Source organism: Quadrisphaera sp. DSM 44207, assembly GCF_900101335.1.
GTDB lineage: Bacteria > Actinomycetota > Actinomycetes > Actinomycetales > Quadrisphaeraceae > DSM-44207.
This window is the reverse complement of record NZ_FNKA01000003.1, coordinates 334,960-352,404: the sequence shown is the minus strand read 5'-3', so window position 1 is coordinate 352,404 and position 17,445 is coordinate 334,960. Positions and strand designations below refer to the sequence as shown.

The window sequence follows — 17,445 nt, the reverse complement described above, 5'->3', positions numbered from 1 at the left end:
CTCCCGGCCGCGGCGTTCACTGAGCCGGTCGGCGCCGGGCGGGCCGGGGCCGCTCCAGCAGGGGGGCCCATGGCCAGGAACATCACGCTGCAGCAGGCGACCGCCGTCCTCGAGGCCTGCCAGGCCGAGGCGCGCGCGGTCGGCCAGCCCATGAACGTCGCGGTCGTGGACGACGGGGGCAACCTCGTCGCCTTCGCCGCCATGGACGACACCAAGCTCATCGGCGAGGAGATCAGCCAGCGCAAGGCCCTGACCGCCGTGCTGTTCCAGATGGACACCCGCGACCTGGCGCCCCTCGTTCAGCCGGGCGCGCCGCTGTTCGGGATCGAGTCCACGACCGGGGGCCGCCTGGTCGTCTTCGGCGGCGGGGTGCTGCTGCGCACGCCGGACGGCGCGGTCGCGGGTGGCGTCGGGGTCAGCGCCGGCACGGTCGACGAGGACCACCAGGTGGCCGAGGCCGGTCGCCGGGCGTTCAGCGGCTGAGGCGGGCACCGGCCGCTCGGGACGACGGCTCAGGAGGACCGCGCGGGACGGCGCTCGAGGGCGGCGCTGGGTACGGTGCCGGGGTGAGGTGCGTCGTCGGCATCGACCTGGGCACCTCGAGCGTGCGGGTCCTCGCGCTCGCGGAGGACGGGCGCTCCCTGGCCGTGCGCGCCCGCTCCTACCCGCTGAGCGCCCCGCACCCGGGCTGGGCCGAGCAGGACCCGGCCACCTGGTGGGAGGCGACCGCCGACTGCCTGCGCGAGGTGCTGGCCGACGACGCCGTGCGCGGGTGCGAGGTGGCCGCGGCGTCCCTGTCGGGGCAGATGCACGGCACCGTGCTCGTGGACGCCGCGGGGCTGCCGGTGCGGCCCGCCGTCGCGTGGCCCGACCGGCGCACGCAGGAGGTGGTGCGGCGCTGGTGCGAGCGGGTCGGCGCCGCCCGGTGGCACGCGATCTGCGGCCTGCCGCCCTCCCCCGGCATGCTCGGGCCCACCCTGGCGTGGCTGGCCGAGCACGAGCCGCGGGCGCTGGCGCGGGCGGCCGCCGTCCTGCTGCCCAAGGACGCCGTGCGCGCCCGCCTGACCGGGCGCCTGGGCACCGACCCGACGGACGCGAGCGGCACCCTGCTCCTCGACGTCGCGGCGCGCGCCTGGTCGCCGGAGCTGACCGCCCTGCTCGGGGAGGCCGCCGGCCTGCTGCCCCCGGTGCTGCCCACGCAGGAGGTCGCCGGGGAGGTGACCGCGGCCGCCGCCGAGCGCACCGGCCTGCCCGCCGGCACCCCGGTGGTCACGGGCGGCAGCGACCAGTCGATGGCGGCGCTCGCGCTGGAGCTGGAGGAGCCGGGCACGGCCGCCGCGGCGATCAGCAGCGGCGGCACGGTGCTGGCCCTGACGCACGCGCCCGTGCCCGACCCGGCCCCGGGCCTGCACGTGCTGTGCCACCTGCCCGGCCGGTGGCTGCTGCAGGGCGCGATGCTCACGGCGGGCCTGTCGCTGCGCTGGCTCGCCGACGCCCTCGCCGGCCCGGGCGGTGCGGGCGGTGCGGGCGGCTCGGGCGGTGCGGGCGGCGGGGCGGACGTGGGCGCGCTGCTGCGCGAGGCGGAGCTGGCCGGGCCGGGCGCGCAGGGGCTGCTGTTCCTGCCCTACCTCGCCGGGGAGCGCACGCCGCACCTGGACCCGGCCGCGCGCGGGGCGTTCCTCGGCCTGGCGCTCGAGCACTCGCGCGGGCACCTGGCTCGCGCGGTGGTCGAGGGTGTGGCGTTCGCCCTCGTGGACTGCCTCGCCGTCCTCGGCGGGGCCGGCGCCGCCCCGACGCGCCTCGTCGCCTCCGGCGGCGGGGCCCGCAGCGCCCTGTGGCGGCAGGTGCTCGCCGACGCCAGCGGCCTGCCGGTGCTGCGCAGCCCGCACGAGGAGCACTCCGTGCTCGGCGCCGCCCGCACCGCCGCCACCGGCGCGGGGATGCGCCTGCCGCCGCCGCTGCGCGCCGCGGAGCGCACCGACCCCGACCCGGCGCTGGCCGCCTGGACCGCCGAGCGCCTGGCGCTCTTCCGCAGCGCCTGGCTGGCCGTGCGCGGGACCGTCCACGCGCTGGGCGCTCAGCCGGCGCCGCCCGGCCCCGGGACGTCCGGCCCCGCGCCGCCCGGCCCCTCCCCGTCCGGCCCGGCGCCGGACGGGGCCGCGCCGCCCGCGTCGGGGGCCCGCGCGAGGAAGTAGGCGCCCAGCGCGCCGGCGAGGGTCGCGAACACGGCCACGGAGTAGACGGCGAGGATCACCTCGAGCACGCGGGCGAAGCCCCCGGGGGCGCTCAGCGGCTCCCCGGTGATCGTCGCCAGCGCGGCGGCGTGCAGCGCGTCGCCGTACGCCGGGTAGGCCCCGAGGACGTGCAGGAGCTGGCTGGACGCCAGCACCACGACGACCGTGACCGTCGCCAGCCAGGCGATGCGGCCGCTGAGCAGGCGGCCCGCCGAGCGCGACCCGCGCACCGCCGCCGACAGCACGCTGCCCACCCGGGCCACCCGGGCCACCCGGGCCGCCCGCGCCACGCGCAGCGCGCTCAGCGCCCGCAGGAAGCGCAGGAACGGCACGGCCAGGAAGAGCACCTGCCACCAGTTGCGGCGCCAGAAGCGGCGCTGGTCGCGGGCGACGGCGGCGCGCAGCGCGAGCTCGGCGACGAAGACCGCCCACAGCAGCCAGCCGAGGACGGCGAGGACCCGCACGAGCACGGGGTCCTCGGCGAGGCCCTGGCCGAGGACGACGAAGAGGAAGACGACGCCGAGCGCGCCCATCGGCCGGTCGAGGCGGCGGGCCAGCGCCTCGGCGCGGGTCAGCCGCTGCTCGGCCACGGGGGCGGGCACGGCCCCGCTGCTCGGCGCACCGGCACCCGGCGGCGGGCTCACCCGCAGGTCCGGAGCAGCTGCCCCGGCAGGACGAGGTCCGGGTCGTCGCCGACCACGGCGCGGTTGCCGGCGTACAGCGCCCGCCACCGCTCGGCCACGGCGCCCGGCGCGGCGTCCGGGCCGAGCTGCCGCGCGGCGATCGCCCACAGGCTGTCGCCGCGCTGGACCACGACCTCGCACGCGGCGGGCAGCGGCGCGGGGGTCGGCGCGGCGGCCACGTCGTCCGGGGACGCCGGCGGCTGGGGAGCGACGACCGCGGGCGGCGCCGGCGGTCCGGACGCCGACGGGGATGACGACGGCGACGACGGCGGGGATGACGACGGCGACGACGGCGGGGATGACGACGACGGCGGTGCCGAGGGCTCCTGCGCGGCCGACGACCCACCGCCCGTGCTCGTCGCGCCGCCGGGGGACGGGGCGGGTGCGGCGGCGCCCGCCGCGACCTCGGAGGCCTGGCCCGGCGCGGCCAGGGCGAGGACGACGAGCACCGGGGCGGCGCTGAGGACCGCGAGCAGGAGCGCGGCGGGCAGCCGGTCGGCGCCGGCGGGCGCCGGCTCCACCTGCGTCGTCGGCTCGCCGCGGGCGGGCAGCCGCACGACGACCTCCCGCCGCGCCGGGGGGCGCAGGGCCGCGCGCCCGGCGACCAGGACGGTGCCCAGCAGCCCGGCGACGGCGAGCAGGGCGGTCAGGCGCAGGGCCAGCAGCCACCCGCCGTCGAGCTGGGAGGAGCGCCAGCCGACGAGCGCGAGCAGGGCGAGCAGGGCCCCGGCCGCACCGGCGGCCAGGCGCCACGCGCGTGCCTCCACGTCTCCCCCGATCTCCCCGCCCGCGCCCGCTCAGGCGCCACGCGCGTGCCTCCACGTCTCCCCCGATCTCCCCGCCCGCGCCCGCTCAGGCGCCGCGAGCGGGCGGACCGTCGGCGTCGCCGCCCCGCTCGGCCTCCTGGCGGGCCTCCAGCTCCGCCCGGTAGCGGATCCGGCGCAGCCTGCGCACCAGGGAGAGCGCGAGCAGGACGACGGCCAGCGCGAGCAGGAAGGTGGCCAGGAAGCCGGAGAAGCCCGGGGTGACGTCGTTGGGGTCGACGCCCGCCGGGGCCTCCGGCGAGGGCGCGAGGCCCAGCACCGGCAGCAGCACCGGCAGCAGCACCGGCAGCAGCACCGGGTCAGGCACCGGCGCTCGACCCCGCCTCGCCGGACCAGGCCGCCGCGGCGACGCCGGAGGAGGACGCCAGGTGCTCGCGCACGCCGGCGAACAGGTCGTCCTCGGGCACGGTGGTCGGCACGAGGGAGCGCGCCAGCTCGTAGTCCTCCGTGGGCCACAGCTCCGCCTCGACGCGGCGGTCCACGGCGAACCAGAAGCCGTCGGGGTCGATCTGCGTGGCGTGCGCGAGCAGCGCGCGGTCGCGCACGCCGAACCAGCCGGCGACGGGCACGCGCGTGGTCACGGTGCGCTCAGGCTCGGTCTTCCAGCGCTCCATCCAGCCCACGTACGGGGACTCGCGGCCCTCGGCGACCAGGTGCTCGTGGAAGGCGAGGGTCCGCCCGCGGGAGCGGGCGTTGTAGTACAGCTTCAGCGGCTGCCACGGCGCGGCGCCGTGCCCCGCGCCCGGGTAGCGGTCCGGGTCGCCGGCGGCCTCGAAGGCCTCCACCGACACCCGGTGGCACATGATGTGGTCCGGGTGCGGGTAGTCGCCGTTCTCGTCGTAGGTCGTCATCACGTGCGGGCGGAAGCGGCGGACCAGCCCCACGAGCGGCTCCGCGGCCGCCTCCAGCGACTCCAGCGCGAAGCACCCCGGCGGCAGCGGCGGCAGGGGGTCGCCCTCGGGCAGCCCGGAGTCGACGAACCCGAGCCACTCGTGGCGCACCCCGAGCACGGCCGCCGCGGCGGCCATCTCCTCGCGGCGCACCTGCGCCATGTCCCGCAGCACGTGCGGGTCGTCCTTCAGCCGCGGGTTGAGCACGTCGCCGCGCTCACCGCCCGTGCAGCTGACGACGAGGACCTCCACGCCCTCGGCGGCGTAGCGCGCCGTCGTCGCGGCGCCCTTGCTCGACTCGTCGTCGGGGTGGGCGTGCACGGCCATGAGGCGCAGCCCCTGACCGCTGCCGGCACCACTGCTCACGCGCGGACCTCCACATCAGTGCTGGTGATCGTGCTTCTGCCTGCTCCTCGGTGCTCCCCCGCCGCCGCTGTCGGACGGCGCCGAGGCGGCGCCGCGGGCGGGAGCCCGGTGCCGGGCGTCCCGCGGGAGCGCGGGACAATCATCGCGCACCAGCCGACAGCACGCGCCGAGCGTCCGGGAGGGCCGCCGTGAGCACCCCGCTGCGCCGGCCCGCCGACCGGTACGGCGAGGCCGGTGCCCCGCGCCGGCGCCGCCGGGTCGTGGCCGGCGTCGCCGTCCTGGCCGCCGCGGCGCTCGCCTGGGTGGTGTGGGCGGGGCTGGCGGCCGCGGGCCGCGAGGTGCGCTGGGAGACGCAGGGCTACGACGTCGTCGACGACGGCACGGTCGTGGTCACCTTCACCGTCGCCAAGGACCCGGAGGCGACGGCGCGCTGCGAGGTCGAGGCCCTCAGTTCCACCTTCGCGCGGGTGGGCCTGACGTCCGCGGACGTCGGGCCCGCGCCGCAGCGGGGCGCCACGGCGACCGCCACCGTGCGCACGCAGGAGCGCGCGGTGACCGGCCAGGTGCGCGAGTGCACCGTGCTGTGACGCTGGGGCGCCGGTGCCCACCGCTGCTAACCTCGACGGCTCGTGACCCGCGGTGGGGCGGTGCCCGCACCCGCCCCCCGCACCGAGGAGGACCCATGGCCGAGACGACGAACACCGGCGTCACCTGGCTGACGCAGGAGGCGTACGACCGCCTGCAGGCCGAGCTGGAGCACCGCAGGGGCGAGGGCCGCGCGGAGATCGCGCGACGCATCGACGCCGCCCGCCAGGAGGGCGACCTCAAGGAGAACGGCGGCTACCACGCCGCCAAGGACGAGCAGGGCAAGCAGGAGGCGCGCATCCGCCAGCTCGAGGAGCTGCTGCGCACGGCCCAGGTGGGCGAGGCCGCCGCGGACAGCGACGTGGTGGGCCCCGGCATGGTGGTCACCGCCACCGTCGCGGGCAGCGAGATGCGCTTCCTGCTCGGCTCGCGCGAGGTCGGGGGCGGCACCGACCTCGACGTCTACAGCGAGCGCTCCCCCCTGGGCGCGGCGATCATCGGCAAGCGCGCGGGGGACACCGCCACCTACACGGCGCCCAGCGGCAGGGAGATCGCGGTCACCGTGGTCTCCGCGGAGCCCTTCCGCGGCTGAGCCGCCCGGCGCCGGCCGAGCCGCCCCGCGGGCGGGGCGCTCAGCGGCTGGTGGCCCGCCGGTACTGGCGGGTGGCCAGCGGCACGAAGACCACCAGCAGCAGCAGCGCCCACGCCAGGCTGTACAGCGCAGGGTGCTGCAGCGACCACGCCTGCGGCACGGCGGCCTCGCCGGCAGGGCTGACGTTGCCGAACAGCTCGCGCGAGGCCAGCGCCAGCGACGAGACCGGGTTCCAGTCGGCGAACACGCGCAGCACCGAGGGGAAGTTATTCGTCGGCACGAAGGTGTTGGCGATGAACGTCACCGGGAAGACGACGATGAACGTCAGCTGGTTGAAGGCCTCGGGGCTGCGCATGAGCAGGCCGAGCCAGGCCATCACCCACGAGAAGGCGTAGGCGAAGAAGAGCAGCAGGGCGTAGCCGAGGACGGCCTCGACCACGCCGTCGCGGATGCGCCACCCGACGAGCAGCCCGGTCACCGACATCACGACCATGACGAGGACGTTGCCCACGACGTCGCTGCCGGTGCGCCCGACGAGCACGGCCGAGCGGGCGATGGGCAGCGAGCGGAAGCGGTCGACGATGCCCTTCTGGATGTCGTCGGCCAGGCCCGCGCCGGTGATCGTGGCCCCGAAGATCACCGTCTGCACGAAGATCCCCGGGACGAGGAACTCGCGGTAGCCCACCCCCTCGGGCGCCGCGATGGCGCTGCCGAAGACGTAGGCGAACAGCAGGATGAACATGATCGGGGCCACGGTGCTGCCGACGAGCAGCTCCGGCACCCGGCGGATCTTGGTGACGTTGCGGCCGGCGAGCACGAGCCCGTCGGCGAGGCTGGTGCCGAGCGCGCTCACCGGCGCACCTCCTGCTCCTGGCGGGCCTGCGCCGGCACCCCGGCCGGTGCGGCGTCCTCGTCGGTCGTGCGGCCGGTGAGGGTGAGGAAGACGTCGTCCATCGTGGGGCGGCGCAGCCCGGCGTCCATCAGCGCGACCCCGGCGCCGCCGAGGCGCTGCAGGACCGCGACCAGCACCGGGGCGCCGCCGGAGACCGGTGCGGTGACCCGGCGGGTGTGCTCCTCGACGCTCACCTCCCCCACCGCCACCTCGCCCAGCAGCGAGCGGGCCAGGGCCAGCTGCGCCGGGTCCTCCACCACGACCTCCACCCGCTCGCCGCCCACCTGCCGCTTGAGCTCGTCGGAGGTGCCCTGGGCGATCGTGCGCCCGTGGTCGATGACCACGATGTCGTCGGCGAGCAGGTCGGCCTCCTCCAGGTACTGCGTGGTCAGCACCACGGTGGTGCCGCCGCGCACCAGGCCCTGCAGCAGCTCCCACATGTCGGCGCGGCTGCGCGGGTCCAGGCCCGTCGTCGGCTCGTCGAGGAACAGCACGGGCGGCTCGGCGACCAGCGCGCCGGCGAGGTCGAGGCGGCGGCGCATGCCGCCGGAGTAGCCCTTCACGGGCCGGTCGGCGGCCTCGGTGAGGGAGAACAGCTCCAGCAGCTCGCGCGCCCGCGCCGTGGCCCGGGCGCGACCGAGGTGGTACAGCCGCCCGACCATGCGCAGGTTCTCGAAGCCGGTCAGGTAGTCGTCGACCGCCGCGTACTGCCCGGAGACCCCGATCCGCTCGCGCACCCGGCGCGGGTCGGCGAGGACGTCGACGCCCGCCACCTCGGCGCGGCCCTCGTCCGGCTCCAGCAGCGTCGTGAGGATGCGCACGGTCGTCGTCTTGCCCGCGCCGTTGGGCCCGAGCAGCGCCAGCACGGTGCCCTCGGGCACCGCGAGGCTCACCCCCGCCAGCGCCGTCGTCGTCCCGTAGCGCTTGACCAGGCCCTCGGCCCTCACCGCGTCCGCCACGCGCGGAACCTACCGCCGCGGAGCGACAGTGCGGGGACGCCGCCCGGAAGCCGACCGGCGCGACCCCAGCGACCTGGGCGACCTGGGCCACCTGAGCGACGTGGTCGGCCTCCGCCGCCGGGTCAGTCCTTGACGGGGTCCGGGGCCAGGGGCGCGTCCTCGGCCCCCTCGGGCAGCTCCATGCCCTCGCCCTGGTCGCCCTTGACGAGGTAGGTGATCACCGTGTTGAGGACGGCCACCACCGGCACCGCGAACAGCGCGCCGGGGATGCCGGCGAGCGTGACGCCGGCGGCGATCGCCACGATGACGCCGAGCGGGTGCACCGACACGGCGCGGCCGAGCAGGAAGGGCTGCAGCACGTGGCTCTCCAGCTGCTGGACCAGGACCACCACGCCGAGCATGATCAGCGCGGTGACGGGGCCCTCGGCCACCAGCCCGACGAGGACGGCGACCGCGCCGCTGACCAGGGCGCCGACGATGGGCACGAACGCGCCCAGGAAGACCAGCACGGCCAGCGGCACCGCGAGGGGGATGCCGAGCAGCGCCGCGCCGACGCCGATGCCGAGAGCGTCCACCGAGGCCACGACGACGGTCGCGCGCACGTAGGCGACCAGCGTCACCCAGCCGCGCTGCACCGCGCGGTCGACCGGGCCCTCCGCGCCGCGGGGCAGCAGCCGCACCAGCCACTCCCAGATGCCGCGCCCGTCGTAGAGCAGGAAGATCACGGCGAACAGGGCCAGGAACGCCCCGGCGAGGGCGTGCCCGAGCGTGGTCGTGACCGACAGCGCTCCGGTGGCGAGCTGCTGGCTGTTGGCCGAGACGGCCGCCTGGGCCTGGTCCAGGTAGGCGTTCAGCTGGGCGTTGGTGATCCCCAGCGGCCCCTCGGACAGCCACGCGCGCACCTGCGTCAGGCCCTGCAGGGCCTGGGTCGACAGCTCGGTCAGGCCGGAGGCGATCTGCGTGCCGACCAGGGCCAGGAGCGCGCCCACGACGACGAGCGTCGTGACCAGCGTGGCCGCCACGGCCAGGCCGCGCGGGATCTGCCGGCGCACCATCAGCTCCACCAGCGGGTCCAGCAGGGCGGCGACCAGCACGGCGACGAGCACCGGGATGAGGATCTCGGAGAAGTACGCCAGCACGTAGCCGAGCGCGAGCAGCCCCGCGGCGATGATCAGCAGCCGCCACGACCAGGCGGCGGCCACCTGCACGGGGTAGGCCACGTGCGGCTCGGCGTCGGGGCGCCGCGGCGCGCGGGTCAGCCGCGTCGGGGTGCCCGGGCCCTGCGGCGTCCGGCTCGGGAGCGTTCTCTGCGTCACCACGGCCACAGTGTGGCGCCGTGATCAGCCCAGCGCGCGCTCGAGGTCGGCGAGGAGGTCCTCGACGTCCTCGATGCCGACGGACAGGCGCACGAGGTCGTCCGGGACCTCCAGCACCGAGCCGGCGACGGAGGCGTGCGTCATGCGTCCCGGGTGCTCGATCAGCGACTCCACTCCGCCGAGGGACTCCGCCAGCGTGAAGACCTCGGTGCGCGCGCAGACCTCCAGGGCGGACTCGACCGAGCCGGTGCGGAAGGCGACCATGCCGCCGCCGCGGCGCATCTGCTTCTGCGCGATCTCGTACCCGTCGTGCTCGGGCAGCCCCGGGTGGAGCACGGCGGTCACCTTCGGGTGCTCGGTCAGCCAGTGCGCGATGCGCTCGGCGTTGTCGCAGTGGCGCTCCATGCGCACGGCCAGCGTCCGCAGGCCGCGCAGCACCAGCCAGGAGTCGAACGCGCCCGCCACGGCGCCCATCGCGTTGTGGTGGAACGCCACGGCCTGCGCCAGGTCGCCGTCCTCGCGCAGGACGAGGGCGCCGCCGACGACGTCGGAGTGCCCGCCGGCGTACTTCGTCGTGGAGTGCACGACGACGTCGGCGCCGAGCGCCAGCGGCGTCTGCAGGTACGGCGTGGCGAAGGTGTTGTCGACGGCGACGAGCGCGCCGGCGCCGTGCGCGACCTCGCTGACGGCCGTGACGTCCGCGAGGGTCAGGAGCGGGTTGGTGGGGGTCTCGACCCACACGAGCTTCGTGCGCCCGGGCCGGATCGCGGCGCGCACGGCGTCGAGGTCGCCGAGGTCGGTCGGCGTGTGCTCGACGCCCCAGCGCTGCAGCACCCGCGCGAAGAGCCGGTAGCTGCCGCCGTAGGCGTCGTCCGGCACGACGACGTGGTCGCCGGGCACCAGCGCCGCGCGCAGCAGGGTGTCCTCCGCGGCCAGGCCGGAGGCGAAGGCGTAGGCGGACGAGCCGCCCTCGAGGGAGGCCAGGCACTCCTGCAGGGCGTCGCGCGTGGGGTTGCCGGAGCGGGAGTACTCGTAGCCGCCGCGCAGGCCCCCGACGCCGTCCTGCTTGTACGTGGAGGTGAGGTGGATCGGCGGGGCGACCGCGCCGGTGACCGGGTCGGGCTCGGAGCCCGCGTGGATGGCGCGGGTGGAGAACCCGGCCTTCGCCCACCGCTCGGACGCCGCGGCGCCGGACTCCCGCACGCTGCCGCTGACGGGCTCCTGGGCTCGGCCGCTGGCCTGCTCGCTCACCGCGCGAGCCTACGCCGCGCGCCCTCGCCGTCCCGGGGTGGCCCCGAGCCGCGGTGAGGACGGCGGGCGGGATGGTCGACGGGGCTCCGAGCGTTGACCGGGGCAGGCACGACGACCTGGAGGTCCCGCATGGCACTGTTCGGCGCCCGCGCGCGCATGGTGATGGTCTCCCCCGAGGACGCCCTGCCCGGCCGCGACACCCGGCCGTACTGGGTGCCGAGGGACCACGCCGTCCTCGGCACGCCGCTGGAGGGCCCGTGGCCCGAGGGCACCCAGGTCCTCTACGTGGCGATGGGCTGCTTCTGGGGCGCCGAGCGCACCTTCTGGCGCCGGCCCGGCGTCGTGACGACGGCCGTGGGCTACATGGGCGGCTACACGCCCAACCCCACGTACGAGGAGACCTGCACCGCGCTGACCGGCCACACCGAGACGGTGATGGTCGCCTACGACCCCGCGGTGACCAGCGCCGAGGAGCTGGTGCGGGTCTTCTGGGAGTCCCACGACCCCACGCAGGTGATGCGGCAGGGCAACGACGTCGGCACCGAGTACCGCTCGGCCGTGTACTGGACGACGGAGGAGCAGCGGGCCGTCGTCGAGGCCACCCGCGAGGCCTTCGCGCCGCGCCTGCGCGAGGCGGGGTACGGCGAGATCGCGACGGAGCTGCGCCCGGCGAGCGAGGCGGGGCCCTTCTACTACGCCGAGGACTACCACCAGCAGTACCTGCACAAGGTGCCGAACGGCTACTGCGGCCTCGGCGGCACGGGCGTGTCCTGCCCGGTGGGCGTCGTCGGCGCCTGACGCCGCCCCGCTCCACCCACGACCCCTCCCCTGTCGTGATCGTGCACCTCCCGACCGGGAACGGTCCGGAACTGCATGATCGCCGCGGAGGAGGGGTCGTGCGCGTTCCGACCGAGAACGAACGGTCCGGAAGTGCATGATCGCGACGGAGGAGGGGCTGCGGCTCAGGTGGCCGCCGGGGCCTCCGGAGCGCTCAGGCGCGGCAGCAGGACGTGCACCAGCGGGCCGATCGCGAGCGCGTAGAGCAGCGTGCCGACGCCGACCGTCCCGCCGAGCACGAAGCCGGTGACGACGAGGGCGACCTCGATGCCACCGCGCACCAGCCGCACGGAGCCCCCCGTGCGGCGCACCAGCCCCGTCATGAGGCCGTCGCGCGGGCCCGGGCCCAGGCGCGCCCCGACGTAGAGCGCGGTCGCGAGGCCGTTGAGGAGCACCCCGCCGGCGCACATGGCCGCGGCGGCCGGCCACGACGGCGCCGCCGGCAGGACGGCGAGACACGCGTCGAGCCCGGCCGAGACCACGACGACGTTGGCCACCGTGCCGAACCCGGGCCGCTCGCGCAGCGGCACCCAGGCCGCGAGCACGAGCAGGCCCACCAGGAACGTCACCGTGCCGAAGCTCAGCCCGGTCTGCCGGGCGAGGCCCTGGTGCAGCACGTCCCACGGGGTGGCGCCGAGCCCGGCCTGCACGAGCAGGGCGATGGAGACCGCGAAGAGCGCCAGCCCGGCGAACAGCCGCACGAGGCGGTGCGGCAGCGACCAGGACAGCGGCGGGGCGGGGGCCAGCACCGCGCCGGCGCTCACCGGTCCAGCTCGGCGGCGTACGGCGCCGACGGCAGCGCCGTCGCGCCCCAGCCGGCGGAGCTGGGCGGCGCGGGGCGGACGCCGTAGCCGTCGGCGGAGACCTCGTGCACCAGCCACGGCAGGGCGACGGCGAGGACGGCGAGCAGCGCGACGAGGAGGGCGAGAGCGGTCATGCACCCATGATCGGCCACCATTGGTCCGGAAAGCAGAGGCCAATCCTGCGACAGTGGCCTGCATGACGACCGCGCAGGCGCTGGAGTGGTCCGCTCCCGGGGGTTCCGGCGTGCCGGCGGACCGGCTGGCCACCCTCCTCGGCCGCGACACCCTGCACCCGCCGCTGTACGCGAGCCTGGCCCTCGGCGTGCGGGCCCTCGTCGCCGACGGCCGCCTGCCCGTCGGCGCCCGGCTGCCCGCCGAGCGCGACCTCGCCGCGGCCCTGGGCGTCAGCCGCGTCACCGTCTCCGCCGCCTACCGGCGCCTGCGCGAGGACGGCTGGGCCGACGCGCGGCAGGGCTCGGGCACCTGGACCCGCCTGCCCGAGGCCAGCGGCGTCGTGGCCGCGTGGATCCCCGGCGCGCCGCGCCAGGGCCTGCTCGACCTGGCGCACGCCGCGCCGTCCGGGCCGCCGGAGGTCGCCGACGCCTACACCGCCGCCCTCGCCGCCCTGCCCCGCTACCTGCCCGGGCACGGCTACCTGCCCGAGGGCCTGCCGGAGCTGCGGGCGCGCGTGGCCGAGCGCTACACCGCGCGCGGCCTGCCGACCACCGCCGAGCAGGTGCTCGTCGTCCCCGGCGCCAGCGGCGGCGTCACCGCGGCGATGCGCGCCCTGTGCGGCGCCGGGGACCGCGTGGTCGTGGAGCACCCGGGATGGCCCAACGCGCTCGACGTCCTGGCGGTGCTGCGCGCCCGCCCGGTGCCGGTCGCGCTCGACCCGGGCGACACCGCGGCGTTCGTCGCGGGCGCGCACCGCGCGGCGCGCCAGACGGCGGCGCGCGCCGCCTACCTGGTGCCCGACTTCTCCAACCCCACGGGCGCGAGCCTGAGCGCGCAGGACCGCGAGCGCCTCGTGGTCAGCCTCCAGCAGCAGGACGTGACGGTCCTCGCCGACGAGACGATGGTCGACCTCGCGCTCGAGGGCCAGCGGGTGCCGCCGCCGCTAGCGGCCTCGGGGCGGCCGGGCGCCGTGGTCAGCATCGGCTCCCTGAGCAAGTCGGTGTGGGCGGGGGTGCGCGTGGGCTGGATGCGCGCGGAGCGCCCGCTGCTCTCGCGCGTGGCCGCGGCGATGTCGCGCGAGCACGGAGCGATGCCGGTGCTCGACCAGCTCGCCGCCTGCGCGCTGCTGGACGGCCTCGACGCGGCGCTGGTGCGCCGGCGCGAGCAGCTGCGCGAGCAGCGCGACGTCCTCGTCCGCGCGCTGCGCACGGCGCTGCCGGACTGGGGCGTGCCGGTGCCGGACGGCGGTCTGGCGCTGTGGTGCTCCCTGCCGCCGGGGACGTCGTCCTCGGTGCTCGCGGACACCTGCGAGCCGCTGGGGCTGCGCCTGGCGAGCGGGTCGCGCTTCGGCACCGGCCACGCCTTCGACGACCGGCTGCGGCTGCCGTTCACGCAGCCCCCGGCGGTGCTGCGCGCGGCCGTCGACGTGCTGGCGGCCGCCGCCGGCGCGAGCGCCGGCCGGGCGCCGGCCCGCTCCCCGCTCGTCCTCTGAGACCAGGGGCCGGGTGCACGGGCGCACGACGGACGCACGACGGGCGCGCGGCGCTCAGGCCGGCACGACCCACACCGCCGCGGTGGCGACCTCCCCGAGGTCGAGGACGACGAGCTCGTCCTCGACCTCGCCCGCCCCGGACGGCGCTGACGGCGCTGAGGGCCCGGACGGCGCGCCGGTCGGGGACGCCGCGGCCGGCGCGGCGTCCACCCGCACCGCGGTGCCGGCGCCCATCGGGCGCGGGCCGAGCACGTGGACGGCGGCGCCGAGGACGAGGCCGTGCTCGGAGAAGGAGCGCAGCAGCTGCGGGTCGGCGTCGCTGACCCGGGCCACCGTGCCGCCCGTGCCGGCGGGCACGTCGCTGAGCCGCAGGGCGGCGGGCACGACGACGCGCCCGTCCGCGGTCGGGATCGGGTCGCCGTGCGGGTCGTGCCGGGGGTGGCCGAGCCGCGCGTCCATGCGCGCGACGAGGGTGTCCGAAACGGCGTGCTCGAGCTGCTCGGCCTCGGCGTGCACCTCGTCCCACGAGTAGCCGAGCGCCGCGACGAGGTAGGCCTCCAGCAGCCGGTGGCGCCGCACGAGGGCCAGCGCGGCGCGCCGCCCGGCCGCGGTGAGCGTGACGGCCCCGTAGCGCTGGTGCTCCAACAGCCCGGCCGAGGTCAGCTTGCGCACCATCTCCGAGACCGTCGAGACCGAGACCCCCAGGCGGGAGGCGAGCGCCGACGTCGTCACGGCGTCGGCGCCCTCCGGGGCCCACTCCGCCAGGGTGTAGACGGCCTTGAGCAGGTCCTGCGCCGCCGTGCTCAGCCCCGCCAGCGGGTGCCCGGCCCCGCCCGTCCCGCCGCTCACGCCGCCGCCCCGACGCCGGGGGCGCTGCGCGTGGCGCGCCGGTGCGCGAGCGCCCGGCGCGCGGAGCCCGCCGCGTGCACGAGGGCGAAGAGCACCCCCTGGCAGAGCACGACCATCCCGCCCGGGGAGGTGTCGAGCAGGTACGCCGTCCACAGCCCGGCCACCGCGCAGCCGCTGGCGAGCAGGGGGGCGAGGAGCAGCATGCGGTCGATCCGGTCGGCCAGCAGGGACGCCGTCGCCCCGGGGATGATGAGCATGGCGACCACCAGCACCACCCCGACCGCCTGCAGGCCGACCACGACCGTGACGGTGAGCAGCGCGAGCAGGAGGACGCCGAGGCGGCGGGGGCTGATCCCGATCGCGGCGGCGTGCACGGGGTCGAAGGCGTACAGCGTCAGGTCGCGCCGCTTGAGGACGGCGACGGCCGCCGCGGCGAGCCCGAGCAGCACCACCTGCGCCAGCTCGGCGTCCGGGACGCCGAGCACGTTGCCGAACAGCACGTGCCCCAGGTCGACCTGGCTCGGCACCACGGAGACGAGCACCAGGCCGAGGGCGAACAGGGAGCTGAACACGACGCCGATGGCGGCGTCCCGCTTCACGCCGGTGGTGCGCGCCACGGTGTCGATGAGCACGACGGAGCCGGCGCCGAAGACCACCGCGCCGACCGCGAACGGCAGGCCCGCCGCGTAGGAGAGCACCACGCCCGGGAGCACGGCGTGCGAGACGGCGTCGCCCATGAGCGACCAGCCGACGAGCACCAGCCAGCACGACAGCAGCGCGGCCACGGCGCTGGCCACGACGGTGACGAGCAGCGCCCGCTGCATGAACTCGAACTGCAGCGGGCCGGCCAGCAGCGCCAGCGCCTCGCTCACGCCCGCCCCCCGACGGCTCCGCCCGACCCGACGGCTCCGCCCGACCCGACGGCTCCGCCCGACCCCACGGCCCCGGCGGGCGCGGGGACGCCGAAGGCGCGCACGAGCAGCGCCGGGTCCAGCGCCGTGGCGGGGTCGGTGTGGGCGAGCACCCGGCGGTTGAGGAGCACGACCTCGTCGGCCAGCTCCGGCACGCCGGCGAGGTCGTGCGTGGCCACCAGGGCCGTGCGCCCGGCGGCGGCCAGCTGCCGCAGCAGCCGCGTGATCGTCTCCTGCGAGGGCCGGTCGACGCCGGTGAACGGCTCGTCGAGGAGCAGCAGCTGCGCCTCCTGCGCGACCGCCCGCGCCAGGAAGGCCCGCTTGCGCTGCCCGCCCGACAGCCGCCCGATGCGCCGGTGGGCCAGGTCGGCCAGGCCCACCAGCTCCAGCGCGGCGTCCACCGCGGCGGTGTCCGCCGCCCGCTCGCGGCGCAGGGGCCCCATGCGCCCGTAGCGTCCCATGAGGACGACGTCGCGCACCCGCACGGGGAAGTCGCCGTCGACGCCCTCGTCCTGCGGCACGTAGGCGACGGCGCCGCGGGCGCGCCCGGACGCCGGGTCCGCGCCGGTGAGGAGCACGCGCCCGGACGTGGGGCGCACGGCGCCCATGACGGCCTTGAACAGCGTCGACTTGCCGGAGCCGTTGGCCCCCACCAGCGCGTGCACCCGGCCGGCGCCCAGGCGCAGGTCCACGCCGTCCAGGGCCACGACGTCGCCGTAGCGCACCCGCAGCCCCTGCACCTCGAGCGCGGCCCCGCTCACGCCGCGGCCCCCGCGCCCGCCGCCGCCTCCGCGGCGGCCTCCCCGCTCGCGGCCCCGGCGGGCCCGGCGCGCCCGGTCAGGCCCTCGACGACGACTCGCGCGTCGTGGCGCAGCAGGTCCAGGTACGTGGGCACGGGGCCGCCGGGCGCGGAGAGGGAGTCGACGTAGAGCGTGCCGCCCAGGCGCGCGCCGGTCTCGGCCGCCACGCGCTGCTGCACCCGGTCGCTGACGGTCGACTCGCAGAAGACGGCCGGCACGTCGCCCCGCTCGACGAACTCGACGACGGCGGCGATCCGCCGCGGCGTGGCGTCGGCGTCGCTGTTGACCGGCCACAGGTACCGCGCGCTCAGGCCGGCGTCGCGGGCGAGGTAGCCGAAGGCGCCCTCGCAGGTGACGAGCGCCCGCTGCTCGGGCGGCAGCGCCGCCAGGGCGGCGGCGAGCTCCTGCCCGACGGCGGCGACGCGCTCGCCGTAGGCCCGCGCCCGCTCGGCGTACTCCGGAGCCCCGGCGGGGTCGAGCTCGCTCAGGGCCGCGGCGATGGCGCGCACGTAGTGCTGGGCCTGCACCGGGGACATCCAGGCGTGCGGGTCCTCCTCCCCCGCCGCCGCGCCCTCGGCGATCACCAGGACGTCGACGTCCTGGGTGAGCACCACCTGCGGGGCGCGCACGCGGTCGGTGAAGCGCGACGTCCAGCCCTCCAGCCCCAGGCCGTTGACGAGCACGAGGTCGGCGCGCACGGCGCGCTGCAGGTCGGAGGGGGTCGGCTCGTAGCCGTGCACCTCGGCACCGGGCTTGGTCAGCGACTCCACCCGCGCGCGGTCCCCGGCGACCTCGCGGGCCATGTCGGCGATCACGGTGAACGTGGCCAGGACGACGGGGCGCCCGTCATCGGGCAGCGGCTGCGCCGCCAGCGCCGCGCAGCCGGTGGTGGTGGCCGCCAGGGCCGCGGCGCACGCGGCCGCCGCACCGGCGCGCGCCGCGCGGTTCCGGTGCTCCGAAGACCGCTTCTTCGGCACACCGGAACCG

Annotated in this window: 20 protein-coding genes; 6 read left to right on the top strand and 14 right to left on the bottom strand. The window is 77.4% G+C overall.

The annotated features are described in order from the left end of the window. The first annotated feature begins 69 nt into the window (after positions 1-69). Together BLS82_RS11980 and xylB are read left to right on the top strand one after the other, a co-directional pair. Positions 70-483, top strand: coding sequence for a GlcG/HbpS family heme-binding protein (locus BLS82_RS11980; protein ID WP_092866132.1), 414 nt, complete (start codon positions 70-72; stop codon positions 481-483). Between the two features lie 83 nt (positions 484-566). After that, positions 567-2,195 carry a xylulokinase gene (gene xylB, locus BLS82_RS11975; protein WP_176819075.1) on the top strand — a complete coding sequence of 543 codons (1,629 nt, stop codon included), beginning with the start codon at positions 567-569 and terminating at the stop codon, positions 2,193-2,195. Here xylB and BLS82_RS11970 read toward each other — a convergent pair. The 4 genes from BLS82_RS11970 to mca all read right to left on the bottom strand — a co-directional run bounded on the left by BLS82_RS11970 (position 2,078) and on the right by mca (position 4,958). Continuing rightward, positions 2,078-2,836: a hypothetical protein gene (locus BLS82_RS11970; RefSeq protein ID WP_092866126.1), complete on the bottom strand. Its 759-nt coding sequence runs from the start codon at positions 2,834-2,836 to the stop codon at positions 2,078-2,080. The two genes, xylB and BLS82_RS11970, sit on opposite strands and share 118 nt — an antisense overlap. Before the next feature lie 38 nt (positions 2,837-2,874). Further along, positions 2,875-3,684 (bottom strand): LysM peptidoglycan-binding domain-containing protein, encoded by an 810-nt coding sequence (locus BLS82_RS11965; protein WP_092866123.1) that lies wholly within the window; start codon positions 3,682-3,684, stop codon positions 2,875-2,877. A gap of 85 nt (positions 3,685-3,769) precedes the next feature. After that, a complete protein-coding gene (locus BLS82_RS11960; RefSeq protein WP_218123860.1) occupies positions 3,770-4,048 on the bottom strand; it encodes a hypothetical protein in 279 nt (92 codons plus the stop codon). Then, positions 4,041-4,958: a mycothiol conjugate amidase Mca gene (mca, locus tag BLS82_RS11955; RefSeq protein ID WP_092866120.1), complete on the bottom strand. Its 918-nt coding sequence runs from the start codon at positions 4,956-4,958 to the stop codon at positions 4,041-4,043. Before mca ends, BLS82_RS11960 begins: the two co-directional genes overlap by 8 nt. 227 nt (positions 4,959-5,185) lie before the next feature. On the opposite strand from mca, the gene BLS82_RS11950 reads away from it, so the two are divergent. Beyond that, complete coding sequence (locus tag BLS82_RS11950) at positions 5,186-5,584, top strand: DUF4307 domain-containing protein (protein ID WP_176819074.1); 399 nt, start codon at positions 5,186-5,188, stop codon at positions 5,582-5,584. Positions 5,585-5,679: 95 nt separating this feature from the next. Further along, the gene (gene greA, locus BLS82_RS11945) at positions 5,680-6,174 is read left to right on the top strand and encodes a transcription elongation factor GreA (RefSeq protein WP_092866114.1); all 495 of its coding nucleotides are present in this window, start codon (positions 5,680-5,682) and stop codon (positions 6,172-6,174) included. A 40-nt stretch (positions 6,175-6,214) separates the two neighbouring features. On the opposite strand, the gene BLS82_RS11940 is transcribed toward greA, so the two are convergent. The 4 genes from BLS82_RS11940 to BLS82_RS11925 form a co-directional block, all read right to left on the bottom strand. Continuing rightward, entirely contained in the window at positions 6,215-7,027 is an 813-nt protein-coding gene (locus tag BLS82_RS11940) for an ABC transporter permease (RefSeq protein ID WP_092866111.1), read from the bottom strand. Next, positions 7,024-8,025 (bottom strand): ATP-binding cassette domain-containing protein, encoded by a 1,002-nt coding sequence (locus tag BLS82_RS11935; protein ID WP_092866108.1) that lies wholly within the window; start codon positions 8,023-8,025, stop codon positions 7,024-7,026. The genes BLS82_RS11940 and BLS82_RS11935 overlap by 4 nt, the downstream gene beginning before the upstream one ends. A 122-nt stretch (positions 8,026-8,147) precedes the next feature. After that, positions 8,148-9,344 carry an AI-2E family transporter gene (locus BLS82_RS11930; RefSeq protein ID WP_218123859.1) on the bottom strand — a complete coding sequence of 399 codons (1,197 nt, stop codon included), beginning with the start codon at positions 9,342-9,344 and terminating at the stop codon, positions 8,148-8,150. A gap of 21 nt (positions 9,345-9,365) precedes the next feature. After that, positions 9,366-10,544 (bottom strand): cystathionine gamma-synthase, encoded by a 1,179-nt coding sequence (locus BLS82_RS11925; RefSeq protein WP_092866946.1) that lies wholly within the window; start codon positions 10,542-10,544, stop codon positions 9,366-9,368. 177 nt (positions 10,545-10,721) lie between these two features. Between BLS82_RS11925 and msrA the strand changes: the two genes are divergently transcribed. After that, complete coding sequence (gene msrA / locus BLS82_RS11920; protein ID WP_255378301.1) at positions 10,722-11,390, top strand: peptide-methionine (S)-S-oxide reductase MsrA; 669 nt, start codon at positions 10,722-10,724, stop codon at positions 11,388-11,390. A gap of 164 nt (positions 11,391-11,554) precedes the next feature. Here the strand turns inward: msrA and BLS82_RS11915 are convergent, their stop codons facing one another. After that, a complete protein-coding gene (locus BLS82_RS11915; RefSeq protein WP_092866105.1) occupies positions 11,555-12,193 on the bottom strand; it encodes a membrane protein YczE in 639 nt (212 codons plus the stop codon). After that, positions 12,190-12,366 carry a hypothetical protein gene (locus tag BLS82_RS15775; RefSeq protein WP_176819073.1) on the bottom strand — a complete coding sequence of 59 codons (177 nt, stop codon included), beginning with the start codon at positions 12,364-12,366 and terminating at the stop codon, positions 12,190-12,192. Before BLS82_RS15775 ends, BLS82_RS11915 begins: the two co-directional genes overlap by 4 nt. A 62-nt stretch (positions 12,367-12,428) precedes the next feature. Here BLS82_RS15775 and BLS82_RS11910 point away from each other — a divergent pair, with 62 nt between their 5' ends. Continuing rightward, positions 12,429-13,898 (top strand): MocR-like transcription factor YczR, encoded by a 1,470-nt coding sequence (locus tag BLS82_RS11910; RefSeq protein ID WP_092866102.1) that lies wholly within the window; start codon positions 12,429-12,431, stop codon positions 13,896-13,898. Positions 13,899-13,952: 54 nt separating this feature from the next. On the opposite strand, the gene BLS82_RS11905 is transcribed toward BLS82_RS11910, so the two are convergent. Genes BLS82_RS11905 through BLS82_RS11890 form a run of 4 tightly spaced genes read right to left on the bottom strand, consistent with a single transcriptional unit; the run spans position 13,953 to position 17,435 of the window. Then, on the bottom strand, positions 13,953-14,747 hold the full coding sequence (locus BLS82_RS11905; RefSeq protein ID WP_255378300.1) for a metal-dependent transcriptional regulator: 795 nt from the start codon (positions 14,745-14,747) through the stop codon (positions 13,953-13,955). Next, complete coding sequence (locus BLS82_RS11900; protein ID WP_092866940.1) at positions 14,744-15,571, bottom strand: metal ABC transporter permease; 828 nt, start codon at positions 15,569-15,571, stop codon at positions 14,744-14,746. Before BLS82_RS11900 ends, BLS82_RS11905 begins: the two co-directional genes overlap by 4 nt. Before the next feature lie 44 nt (positions 15,572-15,615). Next, positions 15,616-16,419, bottom strand: coding sequence for a metal ABC transporter ATP-binding protein (locus BLS82_RS11895; protein WP_092866099.1), 804 nt, complete (start codon positions 16,417-16,419; stop codon positions 15,616-15,618). Continuing rightward, entirely contained in the window at positions 16,416-17,435 is a 1,020-nt protein-coding gene (locus BLS82_RS11890) for a metal ABC transporter substrate-binding protein (protein WP_092866096.1), read from the bottom strand. Before BLS82_RS11890 ends, BLS82_RS11895 begins: the two co-directional genes overlap by 4 nt. Positions 17,436-17,445 lie beyond the last annotated feature (10 nt).

Excerpts from the sequence above, each read along its gene's own strand:
- BLS82_RS11900 (WP_092866940.1), bottom strand. The coding sequence starts at position 15,571 with ATGCAGCGGGCGCTGCTCGTCACCGTCGTGGCCAGCGCCGTGGCCGCG.
- msrA (WP_255378301.1), top strand. The coding sequence starts at position 10,722 with ATGGCACTGTTCGGCGCCCGCGCGCGCATGGTGATGGTCTCCCCCGAG.
- BLS82_RS11980 (WP_092866132.1), top strand. The coding sequence starts at position 70 with ATGGCCAGGAACATCACGCTGCAGCAGGCGACCGCCGTCCTCGAGGCC.
- BLS82_RS11910 (WP_092866102.1), top strand. The coding sequence starts at position 12,429 with ATGACGACCGCGCAGGCGCTGGAGTGGTCCGCTCCCGGGGGTTCCGGC.
- BLS82_RS15775 (WP_176819073.1), bottom strand. The coding sequence starts at position 12,366 with ATGACCGCTCTCGCCCTCCTCGTCGCGCTGCTCGCCGTCCTCGCCGTC.
- mca (WP_092866120.1), bottom strand. The coding sequence starts at position 4,958 with ATGGCCGTGCACGCCCACCCCGACGACGAGTCGAGCAAGGGCGCCGCG.
- greA (WP_092866114.1), top strand. The coding sequence starts at position 5,680 with ATGGCCGAGACGACGAACACCGGCGTCACCTGGCTGACGCAGGAGGCG.